General features: G+C 49.1%; 8 protein-coding genes, 1 tRNA gene and 4 pseudogenes. 3 read left to right on the top strand and 10 right to left on the bottom strand.

What is annotated here, in order from left to right; translation table 11 throughout:
• The first annotated feature begins 15 nt into the window (after window positions 1-15).
• The gene (locus HGT71_RS15915; RefSeq protein WP_214215994.1) at window positions 16-168 is read left to right on the top strand and encodes a SymE family type I addiction module toxin; all 153 of its coding nucleotides are present in this window, start codon (window positions 16-18) and stop codon (window positions 166-168) included.
• Window positions 169-211: 43 nt separating this feature from the next.
• Here HGT71_RS15915 and HGT71_RS00055 read toward each other — a convergent pair whose 3' ends face one another.
• From HGT71_RS00055 to HGT71_RS00020, 9 genes and pseudogenes are all read right to left on the bottom strand, one after another.
• Entirely contained in the window at window positions 212-631 is a 420-nt protein-coding gene (locus HGT71_RS00055; RefSeq protein ID WP_214215993.1) for an SMI1/KNR4 family protein, read from the bottom strand.
• 8 nt (window positions 632-639) lie between these two features.
• Window positions 640-2,193, bottom strand: a pseudogene (locus HGT71_RS00050) (HNH/ENDO VII family nuclease); the annotation flags it as partial.
• A gap of 238 nt (window positions 2,194-2,431) precedes the next feature.
• Window positions 2,432-2,914 (bottom strand): hypothetical protein, encoded by a 483-nt coding sequence (locus HGT71_RS00045; RefSeq protein ID WP_241597612.1) that lies wholly within the window; start codon window positions 2,912-2,914, stop codon window positions 2,432-2,434.
• Window positions 2,911-3,291, bottom strand: a pseudogene (locus HGT71_RS15715) (EndoU domain-containing protein); the annotation flags it as partial. The gene HGT71_RS00045 and the pseudogene HGT71_RS15715, both read right to left, overlap by 4 nt.
• 489 nt (window positions 3,292-3,780) lie before the next feature.
• A pseudogene (locus tag HGT71_RS00040) lies at window positions 3,781-5,256 on the bottom strand (hemagglutinin repeat-containing protein); the annotation flags it as partial.
• Between the two features lie 216 nt (window positions 5,257-5,472).
• On the bottom strand, window positions 5,473-5,946 hold the full coding sequence (locus HGT71_RS00035; RefSeq protein WP_214215991.1) for an Imm42 family immunity protein: 474 nt from the start codon (window positions 5,944-5,946) through the stop codon (window positions 5,473-5,475).
• Window positions 5,943-15,149: a two-partner secretion domain-containing protein gene (locus tag HGT71_RS00030; RefSeq protein WP_214215990.1), complete on the bottom strand. Its 9,207-nt coding sequence runs from the start codon at window positions 15,147-15,149 to the stop codon at window positions 5,943-5,945. Before HGT71_RS00030 ends, HGT71_RS00035 begins: the two co-directional genes overlap by 4 nt.
• Window positions 15,150-15,163: 14 nt before the next feature.
• Entirely contained in the window at window positions 15,164-16,873 is a 1,710-nt protein-coding gene (locus HGT71_RS00025; RefSeq protein WP_214215989.1) for a ShlB/FhaC/HecB family hemolysin secretion/activation protein, read from the bottom strand.
• Between the two features lie 190 nt (window positions 16,874-17,063).
• A pseudogene (locus HGT71_RS00020) lies at window positions 17,064-17,234 on the bottom strand (secretion protein HlyD); the annotation flags it as partial.
• A gap of 656 nt (window positions 17,235-17,890) precedes the next feature.
• Between HGT71_RS00020 and HGT71_RS00015 the strand changes: the two are divergent.
• Complete coding sequence (locus tag HGT71_RS00015) at window positions 17,891-19,120, top strand: mechanosensitive ion channel family protein (RefSeq protein ID WP_214215988.1); 1,230 nt, start codon at window positions 17,891-17,893, stop codon at window positions 19,118-19,120.
• A gap of 228 nt (window positions 19,121-19,348) precedes the next feature.
• Window positions 19,349-19,654: a hypothetical protein gene (locus tag HGT71_RS00010; protein ID WP_214215987.1), complete on the top strand. Its 306-nt coding sequence runs from the start codon at window positions 19,349-19,351 to the stop codon at window positions 19,652-19,654.
• A gap of 197 nt (window positions 19,655-19,851) precedes the next feature.
• Here HGT71_RS00010 and HGT71_RS00005 read toward each other — a convergent pair.
• A tRNA-Leu gene (locus HGT71_RS00005) sits at window positions 19,852-19,938 on the bottom strand.
• Between the last annotated feature and the right edge of the window lie 209 nt (window positions 19,939-20,147).

Genomic DNA, 20,147 nt, shown 5'->3' with positions numbered 1-20,147 from the left:
TCAAGGCGTTATACCGTGGGATATGTTCGGGATCACATTAAACATCAACCTTCACCATCGATCACGCTGCGGGGCCACTGGATGGGGGAGCTGGGATTTGAGACGGGCAGGAAGGTCGAAGTGGGTTGTCAGCAGGGAGAGTTGATTATTCGGCTGGCTGGGGGATAAACTGTAGCTAATAAGATCCCGGCTCGGTGGCCGGGATTCATTATTAATTACCCTTTATCCATACTTCTTTTATCCAACTTGCCAGATCAGTCCATTGATCGTTACTGTAACCGTCGGTTGTCCAGTACCTGATAACTCCTTCAGGATCGATGCAATAATAACTACCATTATCTTCACATATTGGTAGCCAAGACTCTGGTAAGCCTTGTTCTCTTGCATCAACTAAAGCTGAAATTAATTCACCATAGTATTTTTTATCTTTCGATAGAGATAATAACTCTATAGTTCCATAAAATACATTTCCTACTTCCTTAAGGACTTTTCGATAGTCAGCGGAAAATGTAAAGCCAGTATCTTTCTCATATTGAGTAATTAAATTATCATCCGGCGATGGTAAGTTATTTCTTTCATTGCCAGATAATCTAACTAACTCACTAATAACATTATCTAAGTTATCTTTCATAATTAACCCTATTTAAAGTCATTAGCTCTTTGTTTCCAGTAATCAGAGCGCCATTTATTAAATTCTGTGCGATTAATACCTGAAGGCACACTATTATCATTAATATGTATAACACTATGATTATCCTTATGAAAACTTTGAGTAACTTCAGCTATTGGACCATCCTGTTTTTGCAACATATGGTGTAAGTTAACAGGTTTCCCATCCTTACCAACTGGGGCGCGACCAATTTTCATTAATTCTAAATTTGTTTTTCCTGATTTGGGATCAATATATTTAGGATCAAATAAATCGTTCCTTTGATAGACTTTGTTCCCGTTAATATTAACCGGTTCAGCACTCCAGTATTTACGCTCCTGCCTAAAATAGCTTACTGAAGTTACATCATCACTGGCCTTATTGATCAACTTAGACGCTTCAGCAACATCCCCTTTCTTCAGCGCTGTTTCAGCAGCTTTAATCGCTTTCCCCGCTACATCACCTGCGCCTGGGATAACACCGAGTGCCGCGGCTAAATAATCTATCGCTGTCTGAGCTTCTACAAAACCTTTAATATCGCCAACAATGGGAACAAAATCCAGCCCCGTTCCCGCAACATCCTTGACCATCTGCGTACAAGCTGCCTGATTCCCTTTACAGACTGCTTTTTGCGCCTTAAGGTAGTTCTCTATTGTCCCTTTCTTATTCGCTTCCGCCGCAGCCAAAACATTAGCCAGCGCATTATTCTCAACCGTCACCTTCCCGGTCTGCATTCCTGATACTGCACTTGCCGTATCGCCACCCACCAGTCCACCCGCTAATCCTGCGGCTAAACTGGCTAAGGCACTAATGGTTTGTTTCTGTGACTCATCCAGCTCAGAAGGCTTTTTATCATAATACGCCTCTGAAATCAGCCCCACCGCCTCGGCGGTCACCGCACTACTGGCTCCCGCTAACGCATTTTCACCTTTCGCCAGGGATAATGCCGCATTCACTACCGCATGCGCCATCAGGTTAGCGGGGATATTCACCTTATCACCAGTGGTTGTTCTTTTATGGATTTCTTCTGCTAGGTACGGTGCGGCACCGCCCGCTAAGGCCTTAGCGATATCTCCTCCCGCTAACCCTTGTATTGCGGCGGTTGAGGCGGTGATGGCCTGTTGTATTGCGCTGCCTGTTCCAAAGGTAGCTTTCGCATTTTGATAAGCTTGTTTGGCTACTTGTTCAGAGGTCGGATGGCTATTGCCATGAACCATCAACTCTGCACGTGCCGCCTCTAAGGCGGCCGGATCTGACTGTGCCTTGAGTCCTGCTATCTCCCCTTGCGTACGCGCAATATCGGCGGCTTGATTACCTATTTCACCGATTAACTGCAGCGTCTGCATCCGTTGCTGCTCTTTTTCTTTATCGAATATCGGGCTAAGCGTCTGATTCGCATGGGCCACATCGCGGCTCAGGTCATCAACATTCTGTTGCTGCTTGGCCGAGTCGTTGATAATTATCGTGCCATCACTCACCGCAGCATGGGTGGTTGAGCTATCGCTTTTTTCCTTGTTGCCCGCAACGGCTAAACCATTCGCAACAAGTAAGAGACAGGCACACCTACAACCAAATCAAGACGCTCTACCGTGGGATATATTCGGCAGTATGTAAACATCGGCCTTCACCCTCGATTACGCTGCGCGCCACTGGATGAAGAGCTAGGATTTTACACCGGCAAGAAGGTGTAAGTAAAATATGAGCAGGAGGAGTTGATTACACGGCTAGTTGAGGAATAAACGGTAGGTAAAAAATCCCGGCTTGGTGGCCGGGATTAGCTTGTTAATAAGGTAAACAATACGCGCCTTCTAATGATTCATATTGTGTGACCGCATCTTTACCTTCGGACAAATATTCCACGTCTATTGCTTCCGGTGGATACTCTTCTGTATAAGAACCTTCCAAAAAGGAACGATACTGCTCTAGTACATATAATGTCTGCTCAATGGTTAAAAGAACCTGTTGTTCTTCCACATATTCACAGCCAATAAAAACCCTACCTTGAGTCACCATGACCCAATGAGCATTACCTAGTCCAAAATTACCATCAGTACTTTTTCCAGAAGCCAGATCAGTTAAATTTTTTATCCAAGCATTAACGGAATGTAGTCCATATTGAATATCATTGGATAACCATCCTGAAATCTCACGAGCCCCATAACCTAGTACCACTCCATTAGAGGTGGTATGTATTTTACCTCCGGTAGGAATGAAAAGATTACTTTTTTCGTTCCACCAAAATATTATTTGATCATTCATCATCATTTTCCCCCCCCGAAATATACAGGCCAAGCTGTCGCGCCTGTGCCATCGGGTTTGCCATAATATCCTTGGATTTCCAAACCACTAGACGATTTTCCGACCCACATTTCAGTGTTAGGTATTCTCTCTGAACCTTTAAACGCACTCTCAATTTCCTGAGCAGTTTGACGTTTTGACCAGTGTTCAGGAAAAAACGTCGTCTGTGCTTTCTTATTTACCCATTGGCCTGTCGCCGGATCTCTTACAGAAATATATCCTGTTGAAACACCGTTAACGTCAGGTGCACCAGTAATCTTTTCGACCTTAATATTAGGATCTCTAATATAGTGCCCCCCAGACCCAACTTTGGTGCCATCTTTGAGGGTTTTAACCTCTCCATTCAGGATATGATCCATTCTGATATATGCAGTTTGTGGTCCTTTTCCTGCCTGCTCTTTGACGAGTTCTAATGGTGTAGAAGATACTTTGAAATCATCAAGATATTCGCCAGCTTTCCATGATGATGTATTCTTCACCGAATTAGCCGCAACAACCTCTGCTTTCGCCGCCGCAGCTTCAGCTGCTGTCTTACCTATCCCTATCGCACCACCGGCTCCGACCCCACCTGGAACGATAGCCTCTGAAGCCTGAAGACCTAGGTTGTTAATACATAACGCCAGCGCACCGGCACAGGATTCAACTCCGGCCTTCAGAATGGCCGCTATTTCCGGCGTTGCTGCAATCAGCACTCCGCCACCCAGCCCTGCTGGCAATGCTACCGTCAATGCATCCTGCATCGCCAGACCTTTCTGACAGGACGCTGAACCCGGATTATCCGCACAGGAGGCGATATTCTTGCCATGCTCCCTTACAAACTTCTCCTGACCGTCCTCAGTGCCGCCCATCAGGTTATTCTCAACGGTCGTTTTCCCTGCCTGAGCCGCAGCCACGGTATCCGCCGTGCTGTTACCAGTCAGTCCCCCGGCCAGACCCGCCGCCAGGGTGGCCAGGGCGCTCACCGTCTGCTTCTCGGTCTCGCTCAGTTCGCTGACCGGTTTGCCGTAGGCGTTCAGGGCGATCATCCCGACCATTTCCGCCGTGGCCGCGCCAGCTGCACCGACTAGGGCGTTGTTACCCTGCGCCGCTGCCAGAGCTGCATTGACTGCCGCATGAGCCAGCACCTTACCGCTGTCATCCAGCCCGCTGCTGCCGATAACCCCGGCAATATACGGCGCTGAACCGCCCGCAATGGCTTTCACTATATCACCACCCGCCAGACCCTGCACCGCCGCCGTGGCCGCCTGTATCGCCTGCTGTACCTTACCGCCGGTGCCGAATCCGCTTTCGGTAAACGCCTTATTATAGAAATTCTGGTACGCCTGGCCTCTGATGTCGTTCGTGGTCGGTTCTTTGCCCGGATTGCCTTTGCGCCAGTCCGACTCTGCCGTTTTCAGCTGTTCTGGTGAGACATCCTTCATTTTCTCATTTGCGGCTTTTGTGGCTTCTATCTGACCCTGGGTCCTTGCAATATCGGCGGCTTGGTTGCCGACCTCGCCGATTAGCTGCAGCGTCTGCATTCGTTGCTGCTCTTTTTCCTTATCGAATATCGGGCTAAGCGTCTGGTTGGCATGTTCGACATCGCGGCTAAGGTCATCGACATTCTGCTGCTGCTTAGCGGTGTCGTTGATAATTATCGTGCCATCGCTGACCGCAGCATGGGTGGTGGAGCTGTCGTTTTTATCTTTGTTACCGGCGATGGCCAGGGCATTGCCAAGATTACCGATAAAGTTACCGGCGCTCCCGGCGCCCGTGCTTGCCCCCACGCTTTGGTGTTCAACCTTATAGGCCGCTTGGTTTCCGATATCGCTAAAACCGAGGGTGCCGGTCTCTAAGCGGTTATGGTCGGCACTGGCAGTGGAGCCAATCACCGCACCATTCAGTTGGGTATGCTCACCGACCTTCAAATCAAAGCACCCTTTGCCCGCAAACAGGCCGGTCTGCTCTTGCACACTGTCGTAGGTGCTGTGCATCTTTTCTTGGCTAAGATTGAAACTCCCTGAACCGGTCATCGAGCCAAAGGTAAAACTGCCGCCCGCGCTGGCGCTTTGTTGCTTGGAGTCGTAGCGGTTGCTATCTTGCTCAGAGGTCAGCGTTAAGTTACGGCCAACCTGTGCCGCTATCCGCTCACCGTTAACTTGCGCGCCGGTTAAGGTGGTATCGCGACCGCTGTGTAAGGTCGCTAAACCCCCGCTGTCGAGCGTTGTCTCTTGATGAGCTAGAGAAGTGCCGTTCTCCTTGCCTTTGCTGGCATTGACACTAGCAGAAATGCTAATGCCCGCGCTGTTACCGCTGGCCCTAATTCGGACGTCCCAGCACGATTACCGTTATGATCGCTGAGTATCCATCTAATCCTTTATATAAAAATATATTCACTGTCCCTTAATCAACATAAAATAGAACAAAGTTAAAGGAGAATTACAAAAAATAGATTAATGATATAAAACATCAAAATTTAATCATTAAAAATAAAGTAATCAAAAAACCAGCCATTGGTAGACTGGTTTTGAACATTGCAATATAAGTTATGCTATTTTTGTAATTGTTATATCTTTATCCTTATCCATAACCAACATTTCCGCATCGGGTAACGATGTTATTAATCTCTCAACTGTCCCCCTAGGAAATCTATTTTCCATAAAACTATTCTCGAAATCTTGAGTGTAGATAAAACGCTCTTCATCACCATCAAATCCCAGCCAAAAATTACAGCCATAATCATAGAGTTCAGCGACATTTAATGATATCAATTTATCTGGGGTCCCTTCAGAGAAGTCCATTTCATCTAAAGGGTAACCACCAATATCTCCATCTATATCTTTAATCCCTATTTCTAAACTTTCTTTCAACGAAGAGATAACAATATAAAGGTCAGTAGTTACTCCTTTTGCAGGGATCAATACATCGTTAAGTATTAAATTAAAAATCCCAGTTGGAGAACATAGAACATCTAACTGCTCTATTTGTATGGCAATTTGATAAGGATTACCAATTATCATTTGATTTTCCATCCCTCTTGTTTGCGTAGTTGGGCTTTAGTCTTATTGTCTAGCTGCATCGGATTTTTTAAATCGCCAGTGCTTCCAGACCAATGATATGTACCTGTATTGTCAGGAAAATAGCGATGAATTGAACCATCATTCCCCATACTATAACGAGCTTTATTACCAATCAGCGATATTGAATTTTCGAATAAGTCCAACGAATCTCTCGGCTCTATACCTGCATTTGGCCTAAACCCTTGAGCGCCTGGAGTATGTTTAGTATTTGATTCGACTTTTAATCCATTACTCGCTACGGTAGATTCTGGAATTGGTAACCTATTATCTCTTCCCTCTGCCAAATAAGCCAAATCATCCTTACTTGGCCCATCCGGAAGCGGCGTTACTGTACTCGTTCCACCCGTATTGACTAAACCATCACTATTACCTGTATGAGTCGGACCTGATTCTAACGGCTGATTGTTACCTGTATTGACTAGCCCTTTTTGGTCGTTATGACCCGGATTAATCAACTTACTGTCTGTCAGTTCTCTATCCGGTTTCGGGAAGACCGTGATTAAGCCTTGTTGATCCTGCCCTACCATATAATTGTAGGCAGCCCGTTGTTCCGGGGTTAGCCGTTCTATCAGATCAGCCTTGCCGGACATTGCTACGCTAAAGACATAATCCCGTTCAGAGGAGGAAAGATTGTCTAGCGCGGTTTTTGCTGCTCCAATACCCAGTAATGCACCGAGACCTTTCTCCACAACCATATTTCGACATGTGGCGACTTCAGCACATGCTGTAACACCCAGTCGTGCCACGGCTGATAAATTATTATTCTCAACCGTCACCTTCCCGGTCTGCATCCCCGATACTGCACTTGCCGTATCGCCACCCACCAGTCCGCCCGCTAATCCTGCGGCTAAACTGGCTAAGGCACTAATCGTTTGTTTCTGTGACTCATCCAACTCAGAAGGCTTTTTATCATAATATGACTTAGAAATCAGCCCCACCGCCTCGGCGGTCACCGCACTACTGGCTCCCGCTAACGCATTTTCACCCTTAGCCAGGGATAATGCCGCATTCACTACCGCATGCGCCATCAGGTTGGCGGGGATATTTACCTTATCACCAGTAATTGTTCTTTTATGGATTTCTTCTGCTAGGTACGGTGCGGCACCGCCCGCTAATGCCTTAGCGATATCCCCTCCCGCTAACCCTTGTATTGCGGCAGTTGAGGCAGTAATGGCCTGTTGTATTGCGCTGCCTGTTCCAAAGGTAGCTTTCGCATTTTGATAAGCTTGTTTGGCTACTTGTTCAGAGGTCGGATGGCTATTGCCATGAACCATCAACTCTGCACGTGCCGCCTCTAAGGCGGCCGGATCTGACTGTGCCTTGAGTCCTGCTATCTCCCCTTGCGTACGCGCGATATCGGCGGCTTGATTGCCTATTTCACCGATTAACTGCAGCGTCTGCATCCGTTGCTGCTCTTTTTCCTTATCGAATATCGGGCTAAGTGTCTGATTCGCATGGGCCACATCGCGGCTCAGGTCATCGACATTCTGTTGCTGCTTGGCCGTGTCGTTGATAATTATCGTGCCATCACTCACCGCAGCATGGGTGGTTGAGCTATCGCTTTTTTCCTTGTTGCCCGCAACGGCTAAACCATTAGCAAGATTACCGATAAAGTTCGCCATACCGCCGCCAGTACTGGCGCCTACACTCTGGTGTTCGACCTTATAGGCTGCTTGGTTTTCGATATCACTAAAACCGAGGGTGCCGGTCTCTAAGCGGTTATGCTCAACACTGGCGGTCGAGCCAATCACTGCACCATTAAGCTGGGTATGTTCACCCACCTTGACATCAAAGCCACCTTTGCCCGCAAACAGCCCAGTCTGTTCTTGCACACTGTCATAGGTACTGTGCATCTTATCTTTACTAAGATTTAGGCTGCCTGACGGTGTCATGGTGCCGAAGGTAAAGCTACCGCCCGCACTGGCGCTTTTTTGCTTAGAGTCGTAGCGGTTGCTGTCTTGCTCAGAGGTCAGCGTTAAGTTGCGACCAACCTCCGCCAAAATCCGCTCACCGTTAACTTGCGCGCCGGTTAAGCTGGTATCGCGACCGCTGTGTAAGGTGACTTGGCCGCCGCTGTCCAGCGTTGTCTCTTGATGGGTCAGGGAACGGCCGTTCTCCTTGCCTTTGCTGGCATTGACGCTGGCAGAAATGCTGATGCCAGCGCTATTGCCGCTCGCACCAATCCCTACCCCTAACGACCCGCCGTGGCTGCTATTTTTACCGCTCAGGGTTTCACTGTCTTGGCTGGAGTGCAGTAGGATATCCTGTGCGGCACTCAGTGTCGTATCACGTCCAGCTTTAAGCTGACTGCCCGCAATATCGATATCCCCTTGGGTGGCCTGTAAGCTTAGGTCGCGCCCGGCGGTGAGTTGGCTGCCCGCATGCGTCTGCTGCGCGACGCTCTGCTCGGAGTGGGCGCGTTGATTACCGTAAGAGAGGTTAACCCCCATGGCGTCTTGCGGCGTTTGCTTTAGATTATTGAGATCACTGGCTTGTTTAGCACTGTAACCGGTTAATACCGATTGGGTCGCTTTTAACGCCGCCAACCGACCACTGTCTTCCTTAGCCGCCGAATGGGCCTGCTGAGTGGCCGTGTTTAAAGCGCTCCCCACCACGCCGCTCAGCGCTAGGGTTAATCCACTCGACTTCTGTTCGGTTTTGGTGAGGGCGGTATGGCTATTTTCTGCCGCGCTGATATTGATACTCTTGCCACTTATCGCCATATCTTGGCCAGCCAACAGATCGCTGCCATGCAGGGTCACCTGATTACCGGCCGTTACCGTAACATTACCTTGAGTGCTGCCGATCACGCTGCCTTTTTGTACATTACTGCGGTCGTCTTGATCCGTTTTTTGCGATGAGGTACCGACAGTGAAGCCGATTCCACCGGTACCACTTAACCCTGATTTCTTCTTCTTAGTCATACTGGTTGAGTGATCAGACTCCTCGGCTGTGGTGATCACCACATCATTACCTGCCAGTAGCTTAACGGCATTATCCCCCACTATATTACCGGCTTCTGAACGCAGGTCGTGCCCTGCGAGCAGCGTCACCTGATCGCCGGACACTGAACTGCTTACTGCGTTGATCTGATGGGTACTGGTGGCTACCTCAGTCGTCGTTTTCGATAAACCGTGACGTTTTTTGGTTTTCATATAGGTCGACTGATCCCAGCTATCCTGACCACTGAGTAGCGTCAAATCGTGACCCGCCGTCAGTGTCGCATCGCCCCCTGCTGTCACTTCTGCAGCGCGTAAGGTCATATCGTTCCCGGCTTGCATCGTTAAGCTGCCACCAGCATTAATGACGGAGCCTTGGTCATGGGTCTCTAGACTACGGTCATAATCTTTTTTACCGCGAGTATAGTCCGTTGCGTGACCTTGTTTTACCGTATCAAGATTCAGGTCATGACCGGCGATCACCCGCGTCGTGCTCTCGTTGCCCTGATTACTTAAGACGCTAGCGGTCAGCTGGATATCATGCCCGGCTTGCAGCGTTAATTGGCCCTGTTGGCCCGTTACCGCTATCCCCGCTTGGCGTCCAGTCCATGCTTCACTCCCCCGTTGAAAGCTTTCGGTTTGACTGAGGATGTCATGCCCTGCCTGTAAGGTGAGTTGATCACCGCCCAGTAATTGGCCGCCCCGGTTGACAATATCGTGACTCGCCAATAACTGAGTGGTATTGCCACTGATATCACCCAGATTAAGGAGATTGCTTGCTGAAATCGCGGTCAGCCCGCGGCCAGCGATAGTGCCACTATTGAGCAGATCCTGCGCGGTCGTGATCTGAACGGCGTTACCTGCTAACAATGCGCCGTTACCACTCAACTGATTTTTATCAACTCGAGCATAGAGCTTGGGTACCGCCACCAGTTGGGTGGTGCCGTCGGATAACGTGATGCGCTCATTAACCATTAGCACCATATCGCTGGTCATCTGAGCCATCTGTTCTGCACTCAATGCTGTCCCCGGAGCGATGCCAAATTGCTCACTAAAGGCTTTGCCACTGGTGAGCAGCGCACGATATTGCGCTTCATCATTGCTATAACCGGTTAAGAACCGTTGTCCGGTCGCTTGTACGATCTGATCGCGCACCAAGGATTGTTCATAATAGCCATCGCCTAATCGCTTGATAAGCTGGTCTTGATAGATATCACTGCTACTTACCGTGGATTTACCCCGCGTAAATTGCGGGTCGGTTTCGACCAGATATTGACTGTCGGTGCCGGGATGAAGCTGATAGAGGCTGGTAGTAGGTATGTTAACCGGCGCATGCGTGGTGCGAATAACCCAATTGCCTGCAGAGGCCGTCTCCCCCAGTTGTGTCGAGGCATCGACGGGTGCGGGGAGGGGCACGTCGGTCACTAAAGCTTGATGGTCTTGTTTTGCTAAGGCGACATTGGCCAACAAATCAGATGCCCCGGCGGTCGCTGTGGGAGGCGCAACCTGTGTGGCGATAGTTTGCCCCTCACCGACACCTTGGCCTTGAAGCTGGGCGGTCAGATGCAGCGGTAGCGTTAACTCACTGACCGGCGGTTGATAGACTTCCGGGCCTTCATAGCGCGTCTGCTTATGCTGTTTGCGTCGCCCGCCCGCCAGTCGTTCACCTTGTTGTTCGAGGGTCTGCTTGACCTCGGTTTCCTCGTTATTCACCGCGCCATTAATGACTAACGCTTGGCCCGCCACCACTTGGCTATCTTTGTTATGCAAGTCACTGTCTAAGACGAGATCGCCACCACTGCGTAGTATGGCGCTCTGTTGATTGCTGACCGTTTGGGCTTTGGTGACCTGGTCGAAATTGAAAACATTAAATCGCCGTCCGGCATCTGTCACACCCGGTTGGTGGAAGTAGATAATGCCGTTCGCAGCATCCTGATAGACATAGAGATAATCCTCTTTGCCATCGATGGTAAATTTGACGCGGTTACCTTGCGCATCCAGCGCATAACTACGCCCTTGCGCATCAAAGTTAAACACCACGTTATAGTCGCGAGATTTGGATTTATCGATGGTGGCATCGAACCGATAATGCACGCCATCGGTACGACCGCAGGCATCTGTCCATTTACGTCCGGTACAAAACTCAATCTCGACCAGATCATTAAGGCTCGACACCGTTTGCAGGTCATCGCTGACCGTTAAGTGCGTGTCACGGTTCTCAATGTGCTGCGCAGAGATCCCCAGACGGCCCATTGCCTCAATGGTCGCACTGAGATTATCAACCTGTGTTGCCTGACCAGTAAGCGTGCCATCGGCAGCCAAGGCACCGCCTATCTGTAGATCGCCGTTGCTGTAGATCAGGCTATTATCTTGGTTAGTGAGGTGATCGGTCGCGATAAGCAGACTTTCTCGTCCGGCGATGGTTGCCGCTTTATTCTCAAGACTCTCATTGGTCAATAGCGGGGCATCAATGACCAATTGATCACCGTAAATTCTTCCCGTACCACGATTGTGAAGTTCATCGGCGTGCAGCAACACTTGCCCACCGTCGATTAAGCCTTGATTTTCTAGGTAATGACTAGTGATTGTGGTGATGCCTGAGTTGATCTCACCCGTCTGCTGGTTAGTGAGCCGATCACTGGTCAAGGTCAGATGCTGGCCTGCCGTCAAGCTACCGCTATTGTTCAGTTGGTGGCCCGCGGCATTCAGCTGCAGATCGTTTCCAGCCGCCAATTGGCCGTCTTGTTGAAAATCGCTGCCGACCTCTATACTCAGGTTATTGCCCGAGGTCACCCGACCAACCTGAGTGAACTGGCCAAGCGTTAGCGCGGCATCACCATTGGCGACAATATCGCCTTGGTCATTATTCAAACTCACGCCACTGCCTGGTATGCCGATCGTTAATTGCCCCTGCGAGGAAAGCAGTCCCTGTTGGTTAGCTAAGGTATCGCTCACCTGTGCATGCAGTGACTCGCCTGCGCGTAAGCTGCCTTGACGGTTATCCAGATTCGCCGCGGTGATAGCGAGAGTTTGGGCTTCAATCCCCTGCCCTTCATCACGTGTGAGCTGATTATCCAGCTGCTGAGTGGACAGCCTGAGCTGTTCTCCCGCCTTCATTAGCCCGTGCTGATTCCGGATTGACTCGCTGGCGGTGATCTGTGCATTACCCGCCGCATAGAGCGTTCCCTGATCGTTAATCGCTTGGGCAACCAAGGTTGACAGATCGGCACCCGATAGCACTTTACCGCCTTGGTTGTTGAGTTGTGTGCCACTCAGTGACAGACCTTGTCCACCTTGTAGTTGCCCGGACTGATTATTGAGCACCCCCGCTTGCAGGGTAAGGCTACCGCCAGCAAGCAGTTGGCCTTGCTGATTGGCAAATTCACCTTGCCCCAGATCCACCGAGGTATTTCCCCCCGACTGTATTGACCCTTGACCATTCTGTAAGCTTTGTAGCGTTAACTGGTTTGTCTCGCTGGCAAGCAGGCTGCCTAGCTGGTTATCAAGACCTTGTGCCGTAATTGCAAGGTCACGCCCCGCAATCACGCCTTTCGCATTGTCTAGCTCACCACTGTTGAGGATAAGCTCCCCCGCGGAGCGTAGGCCAAGACTCGCGCTATCCGTCTCGCGATTGTTAAGCGTTTGACCCTGCGTAGTAATGGCGAGGCGGTCACTGCCTTGGATCAGCCCCGCCTGATTGGTTAAGGCTGCTGTCTGCAGGTCGACAGTTTTAGCGATCAGCACCCCCTGTTGGTTATTCAGCTGACCACTCTCAATTTGTAAGTCTTTGGCGGCACTGATCAGACCTTGTTGGTTATCCAAGCTCTCGCTAAGATGTAACGCCCCTTGGCCTTGCGTCGAGTGTAACGTCCCCGCTTGGTTATTCAGTTGCCCTGCCGTAACGGCGAACGCGCCGCCCGTTTGCAGCACCCCCTGACGGTTATCGACTACACCGGCGGTGCTGAGGGTCAGCGGTCCCTCAACGGCGGTGATTTTTCCCTGCTGGTTAGTCAGCGCGGCACTGTCTAGGCTAACCTGATCACGGGCCGAAATACTCCCAGCATGGTTGATCAGCGCTCCCTGAGTGTGAACCGTGACGCCAGATTGCGCGGCCACAATCTTTCCTTGATCATTATTCAGTGAATCTGCCGTCAGCGTCAGCGCAGCTTGACTCTGCAACGTGCCGTGTTGATTGTTCAGTTCCCCGGTTGTGTGTACCTTAAGCGACCCGTTTTGTGCACTGAGTAAGCCCTGCTGATTAGCGAGTTGCGAGGCGTTAAGGGTTAACGCGTGATCGCTAATCACCTCGCCTAGACGATTATCCCACTGCTCACCTGTGGCGGTAATCGTTTTGCCCGCCATCAAGCCGCTACGGTTATCGAGGGTTTGCGCCTGTATCGCAAGCGTTCCACCCGCTCTCAAGCCCAAGCTATCGGCTTGGGTGTCGGCGTTAGTGAGGGTCCCGCCCTGAGTCGTAATCGACAGCCCGTCCGCGGCTTGTACCAAGCCCCCTCGGTTATTGAGATCTTGACTGGTTAGGCTAAGGTCGCTGGCGCTGGCAAGAGTACCTTGCGTGTTGTCGATCTGTTCGCTATCGAGCCTCAACGCCTGCTGGCCTTGTGAAACAATGGCGCCCCCGTGGTTATCCAGTCCTTTGGTGGCGGTCAAATCGACTGTCTGGGCAATCAGTTTACCCTGACGATTGGTTAGCTTTCCTGGGGTGCTCAGGGTCACCTGCTGCGCAGCAAGCTGCGCGCGGTCAAGGTGTAAATCGCCTTCCTGAGCCGTCACCTTCACCTGATTCGCTTGGGTCTGACTATCGCTTAGATCAACCTCTTTACCCGTTAGGCTAATATGATCATGGCTGAGGTGGGTGCCGTGGCTCTGCAATTGTTGGGTCGCGGCAAGGCTAAGCTGGCCCGTGGCCGTCGCTTGACCTTGTGCATCAATACCCGCCCCTAAGGCGCTGCCATGCTGGTTAGTGATGGTGTTGGCTTGCAGTGTCGCATTATGCCCGGCCACTAAGGTCGAACTGGACTGACTGACTAATTGCCCGCTTGCTGAGAGTTGCAGATCACCTTGTGCGCGAATTTGCCCAGCATTGTTAATGTCTTCCTGGCTGGCCGCGGTAATATTGCCTGCGGCAGCGATTTGTCCCGTGTTATCCATCCCTGCCGTGTGTAGAGCAACGTTTTGCTGAGCTTGCACAACCCCTGTATTGGTTAATTTACCGCTGGCATCTAACGTGAAGTGGCCTTGTGCCGCGCCGATCTCGCCACGGTTACGCACCCCGACCCCTTGCTCAGTCCCCACCAACGTAATACGGTTGGCATACATTCCCGCTAAGGCGGCGGTATCGATGGCAAAGGTGGGGCGTCCAGCGGGATCATCGTTTTTAACCTTTACAACGTTGCCGTCGGCATCGGTTTGGTTATGCCCGGTAGTGACTTTAAGATCACCCGCTTGCACGCGACCATTGACCTCGACCGCACGCGCAATCAGCCGAGTATAATCTTGACCTGTGCCGTTCATCCCTGCACCACTGATGGTAATGCGCCCACGATCAACGTCATAACCCGCGATTTGACCATTTTCTAATCGAACCCGCCCAGCCGCTAACGTATTACGCCCTGCGTTGATCACACCGCAACCACTGCAACTGATCCCCGCCGGGTTAGCAATGATCACATCGGCTTTACGTCCCGCCACCTCGATAAACCCACGCAACTGACTGGGGTTCGCACTGTTAACTTCATTAAGGATCACTTTGGCAGAGCCTTTCGCCAGCCAAGGGTTACCGGCAATTTGACCCGCTAACTGAGTCGGTGTCGCATGTTGACTATTGTTTAAAATCGCGCCACGTTCATCAACGTCAAATTGACGATAAGTGTTATGAGACAGCCCTTGGCTGTTTGGGGCGCGGATATCGACTTGAGGTAAGCCGTTACCGGTTCGTTGTACCGTGGGTTGCTGCCCCCGGGGTGCATTCGGATCAGCAACAATGCCGGCGGCGTTGGCTAAAGGGCTGATGGCGCTCCCCGCGATGATCAGCGCAAAGGTAAGGGGTCGGAGTGTCGCGAGCATCGAAGGTTGTACAGGTTGACTGCACGTCGACGGGCCCCCTGCACGTCGTGCCAACTCCGACACGACCACCAGTCGTTGTAAACAACGGTTAAAAATAATCCGGTAACAGTGCTTATTCATTTTTCATCCCTGTATTAATACTGCCAATTGACGCTAAATCCAAAGGTCACCTTGTCAGTCTTAAACCCCTTGGGTTTAGCTAATGGCGTCCCTGCAAAGAGGTCATATCCCAATCCCATGCTCGACAAGGCTCCTCTTACCCCGACTACACTGCCCGCTAAATGTCGGCCAATCAGCGTAGAGCCGTCACTACGCCCCCCGACTTCGCCATAGTCCGCGCCAAGATAGAGTTCTTGACTCGGCAGCGGCGTCTGCCAAGCAACCGTATTTTGTACATACCAGCCGTGGCTGGCGCTGAGCGTTCGTTCACCGTTAAAGCCTCGAACTGTCCAACGGTTACCAATCGCTAACTGATCGGGAGAGGTCAATGGCGTCGAACTCTGTTGGCGAAGATAGGTGAGTTGATAACGGAAGTTCTGGTCAGCCAGCTGAAAAGGCCAGTCCAGTCCAAGGTTCCAAGTCAATATTTTACTTTTCGCCGTCGCGCGATAACCCGCTTCGTATTGCTCTTCGTAGGCGGGTAACGCTCCGAACCAACGGGTACCATGTTGGTAATTCACACTGCCATTAAGCGTAACGGGGCCGAAATAATGCCGATGGTCAAGACCTAACTGCCACGCACTGGTTCGTCGGCGTTGCACCTCAATTTCGCTTCGATCGATATAGTTTTGTAGTTCACGGATCAGTAAGCTACTGCGGAGTGTGGTTTTACCGCTGGCGTTGCGCTGAATGACGCGACTCACCCCAACATTAAGATTTTTACTTTTTCCAGAGTAGCGGATATCACCGTTATATCCCGCCACATTCTGAACATAGTCATATTCGCCACCTGTTACTTCAAGCAACCAGTAGCCGAGAGGAACAGAGTAATGGCCGTTGATATTTTTACTCTGTTTATGTCCTTTAAATCCAATGTCATGGCTGGCGGAAACATAGAGTAAATCACTGAGTGAAAAAGGATTATCTAAAGCTAACATCCCACCGACTTGCGTACGCCCTGTACTTTTGGTTCCCGAGTCGTCGGCCCAAAGATTAACCCGCCATATTTTCGCCTGTCGACGAGTAATGACGACGTCACTCTCACCCTCTTTTTCACCCGGGACAATTTCCATCGTATCCTCAACGGTGGGCAGGCGTTGTTGATTTTCAAGTCCTTGTTCGATATCACGCAGATCCAATAATTTTCCAGAGGAGCCAGGGACTGAAGTTCCTAATATTGCACGCTGATCAGAGCCTGCCGCATAACGCACTTGCCCCAACTTTCCTGCGACGACCGACAGAGTTAATTCTCCCTGACTGAGGTCTTGAGCGGGAACCAGCACGCGAGAGGTTACCCATCCGTGGGTAATCAACCGGTTTTGTATACGCCCCATTAACTGATTGATCCCTTGCACACCAAGACAGTGCCCCACCCCCTGATCGGCGATCGCCTGCGCCTGGAACCACCAAGGTAAGGGATCGGTTCCAGTTAAATGCACTTTTTTTATTGGGAAGCACGGGCTTTCCTGAACAAAAGGACCTTCGATATTTTTCGGTAACGATTTATCGAGTGAGATATCGGGCGTCGCAGGAGTCAATTGGGCGTCTTTAGCTGATTGCTGCGTCTGGATGTGCTGTTGTTGCTGGTCGATAAAGGGGGCGGCGTGGGCTAATGCAGTGAAAGCTGTCAAACCGACCGTTATCACTTTGCTAGCATAAAAAGGGGTCTTCGTCCTTGATGGCATACTTGACTCTGAAATATTAAGAATTCGTAAAGAAAGATGAAATTTTACGTCAAAATATAACAAACAGCGTCCATGAGCAACGTTAATTATCCGAAATTGATGTTTTTTTGATCAGAAAACGGCAAATGAAAATCAGCGAAGTTAGAGAGAATCTGACCAGACGGGGCTAACCCGCCTGGTCTATCAACGATTAACGTTCGCGTAACGCTTCTTTCGCCTTATTTAACGGCTTAATCAGATATTGCAATACCGTTTTATGGCCGGTTTTGATATCAACCGTTGCAATCATGCCGGGAAAGATGGGGAACTCCTTATGATCGCGGTTCTCCAAATGATTACTGTTGGTGCGTATATAGTAATAATCTCATCAGAAGACAAATTATTCAGCTATAGCCACTAATTTTTAGCGATTGCTGTGTAAAGATAAAAAAATTAATATGTTTATTTGATCTACATCAAAAGCAATTATATTAATGACTGTTTAGTAAGGATTTTCCTAATAACAAAAAACCTAATTATTAATAAACAGAAGGATTAGGACAGCAATATTGAGGGTAAATAATCGTTTTTTTTACAAAAATAAAGTATTGCAAACAAATCCATACGCACGAATAATCAAAGGAAAAATCAAGAATACAGATTATCGATAATTAATATTATAAATATCAATAAAACACTCTATTTACTTATTTATAAATAGACTATCAATATTGATAAATATCAATGTTAGTTTCATAAAGGTAATTTCTCCCACCCCACTACTCCGAAAGGTAGAGCCTGTTTACTAAGTGTTTACCCTTTCTGCGACGAAAAGTTAGCGAATTCTTTGCATAGTAAGCGTTTTAACCTTAATAGTTATGCATAGGGATACGTTAACGAAAGCTTCACTGAGTAATATTTTTGGTAAACCTGCTTTTTTTCACTTTAATGGTGGTCAAACCCATTTTTAGGCTAGAAAAAAACCAAAAAAAATTTAATGATCGCCCCCCTTAACGTCGACTACTACTGAGTGTTCTCATGCAAGACCTTTTGACCCTGTGGCACTGGATACTTAACAACCCTGTGACCTACTCCCTACTCGCCGTAACGTTGATGCTACTCGCGGGGTTTGTTTCCTCTGTTATCTGTAAATTCTTCTTACTTAGCATCGTGAGAAAATTTATTCTGCATACTAACAGTCAGCGAGATACTCAGAAAAAAGACTTACGCATCACCCGCAGGCTGGCGAATATCATCCCGGTGGTGACCGTCTATTTCCTTTCGCAACTCATTCCTGGGTTGTCAGAAGGCTTGGTCGAGGCGATAAGAACCATTTGTGGTGTGCTGTTTATCGTCAATATCACGATGCTGATCAACGAGTTGTTGGATACCACTAAAGATGTTTATGCCCGTAAGCATGGTTCTAAGGCCGGATCGATCAAAGGGTACGTACAGATCGGTAAGATAGTCGTCTCGTCGATTGCCACCATTCTAGTGATTGCAACCTTATCGAATAAATCTCCGGGCATTATTATTTCGAGTTTAGGTGCCATTGCTGCAGTATTGATGCTGGTGTTTCAACACACCCTTATCTCGCTTGTTGCCAACATTCAGGTCTCCTCTTCTCATGTTATCCAACTGGGTGACTGGATAGAGATGCCAGTCGCCAATATCAGTGGTGAGGTGACCGATATCGCCTTGCACACCATCACCATTCGTAATTGGGATAACACGCTATCTCAAGTGCCGACTAAAAACTTTATTACCGAGACTTACACCAACTGGCAACCGATGTTCGCTTCCGGTGGTCGACGCATTAAGCGCAGCTTCTTTATTGATCAATCGAGTATTGCGTTTGCAACCCCTGCCTTGGCTGAGCGTCTTGACCAACAGGGTTCAATGATCGGCGATAAAATTGCAGACTATATACGGCAAAACCTCGCCCTTTCCTCTAATCAAGGTATAACTAACTTAGGGCTTTATCGTGGCTATATATTGAGTTATTTACGGCAGCGAGAAGATATCTGTAACGATATGTACGTGGTGGTCCGCCAACTCAGCCCTACCGCTGAGGGGCTACCGATTGAGATTTACTGTTTTACTTCGAATGTGTTTTGGAATGAATATGAAGAGACGCAATCCCAGATATTTGAATTTATGTACGCAACAGCGGGATTTTTCCAACTCGGTATTTTCCAGCGCCCTTCTGGTCGAGATATAACTGGGCATTTACCCATGGAGCTTCCTAAGCTGGCGAGTGACGAATAACCTTTCCCTCAAAGGTTAAGGGCAGCCCCCTTAGCCTTTTCCATTAAGGTCGCCAGCAACGGCCCGCCAAGCTTCTGCGTGATAATGTCCCCCTCTCTTCTCTATCCTCTTGTCCTCAGTAAAAATGGATAGGAAATTTCAATACTAATCATCTTGCTAGGTAGTAAACTTATTCACAGTTTCATGTATTCTCTATTCGATTAATTGTTTTTCAGTAAGGGACTCTCGATGTCTTTAAGAAAATTTATCTCGACGTGCGTGTGGATGGTTGTAGGTGGGATTGTCGGCTGGTTGATCAACTCTGCGACGGTCGGTAAATATAACGTGATTAACGCGACCTGTAGTGTGATTAATACTGCGGTTGAAAATAAGTTACTTCCGCAGGATCAGGTTCGAACTCTTGGCCAAGCGTCACAGAAACTTTTATTGGATACCGCTGCAGGCGATGCATTCCAATTGGATGAACAACAGATTCAAGCGGCATCAAATAACTCAAATTGCTCACAGTTTATGGTAGGGATGAGTAGTCATTGATTGCGTATCTCGAACCATTGGAAGAAGTGTCTTTTATCTTCTTCGATTAAAAGGTCTGCGAGGTACAAAGCCTCTCAAAGCAATTAGGTAGGAACAGAAGGACGCTGGAGGGGAAGTTTTCCGCAACAAAAGAAAAACCGCCTTTCGGCGGTTAAGCAAATTTGCACAGAGTGCTCATTTTTATACATTAGAATCGGTGGTGCCCAGGGCGGGACTTGAACCCGCACAGCCTTACAGCCGAGGGATTTTAAATCCCTTGTGTCTACCGATTTCACCACCTGGGCAAATTCTATTTATCATCGTCTAACAGGATAATGATATTTACTGCTCAGTTACCCAATCAGGGTAAACCTTAATACTGACAGCCGCTTAAGCGGTCATTCGACATTGCACACAGTGCTTATAATTAATATCGATGGTGCCCAGGGCGGGACTTGAACCCGCACAGCCTTACAGCCGAGGGATTTTAAATCCCTTGTGTCTACCGATTTCA

This window comes from Rosenbergiella epipactidis (genome assembly GCF_018494055.1).
Taxonomy (GTDB): Bacteria; Pseudomonadota; Gammaproteobacteria; order Enterobacterales; family Enterobacteriaceae; genus Rosenbergiella; species Rosenbergiella epipactidis.
Note: the sequence above shows the minus strand (reverse complement) of the source record. Positions and strands in the feature narration are given on the sequence as shown.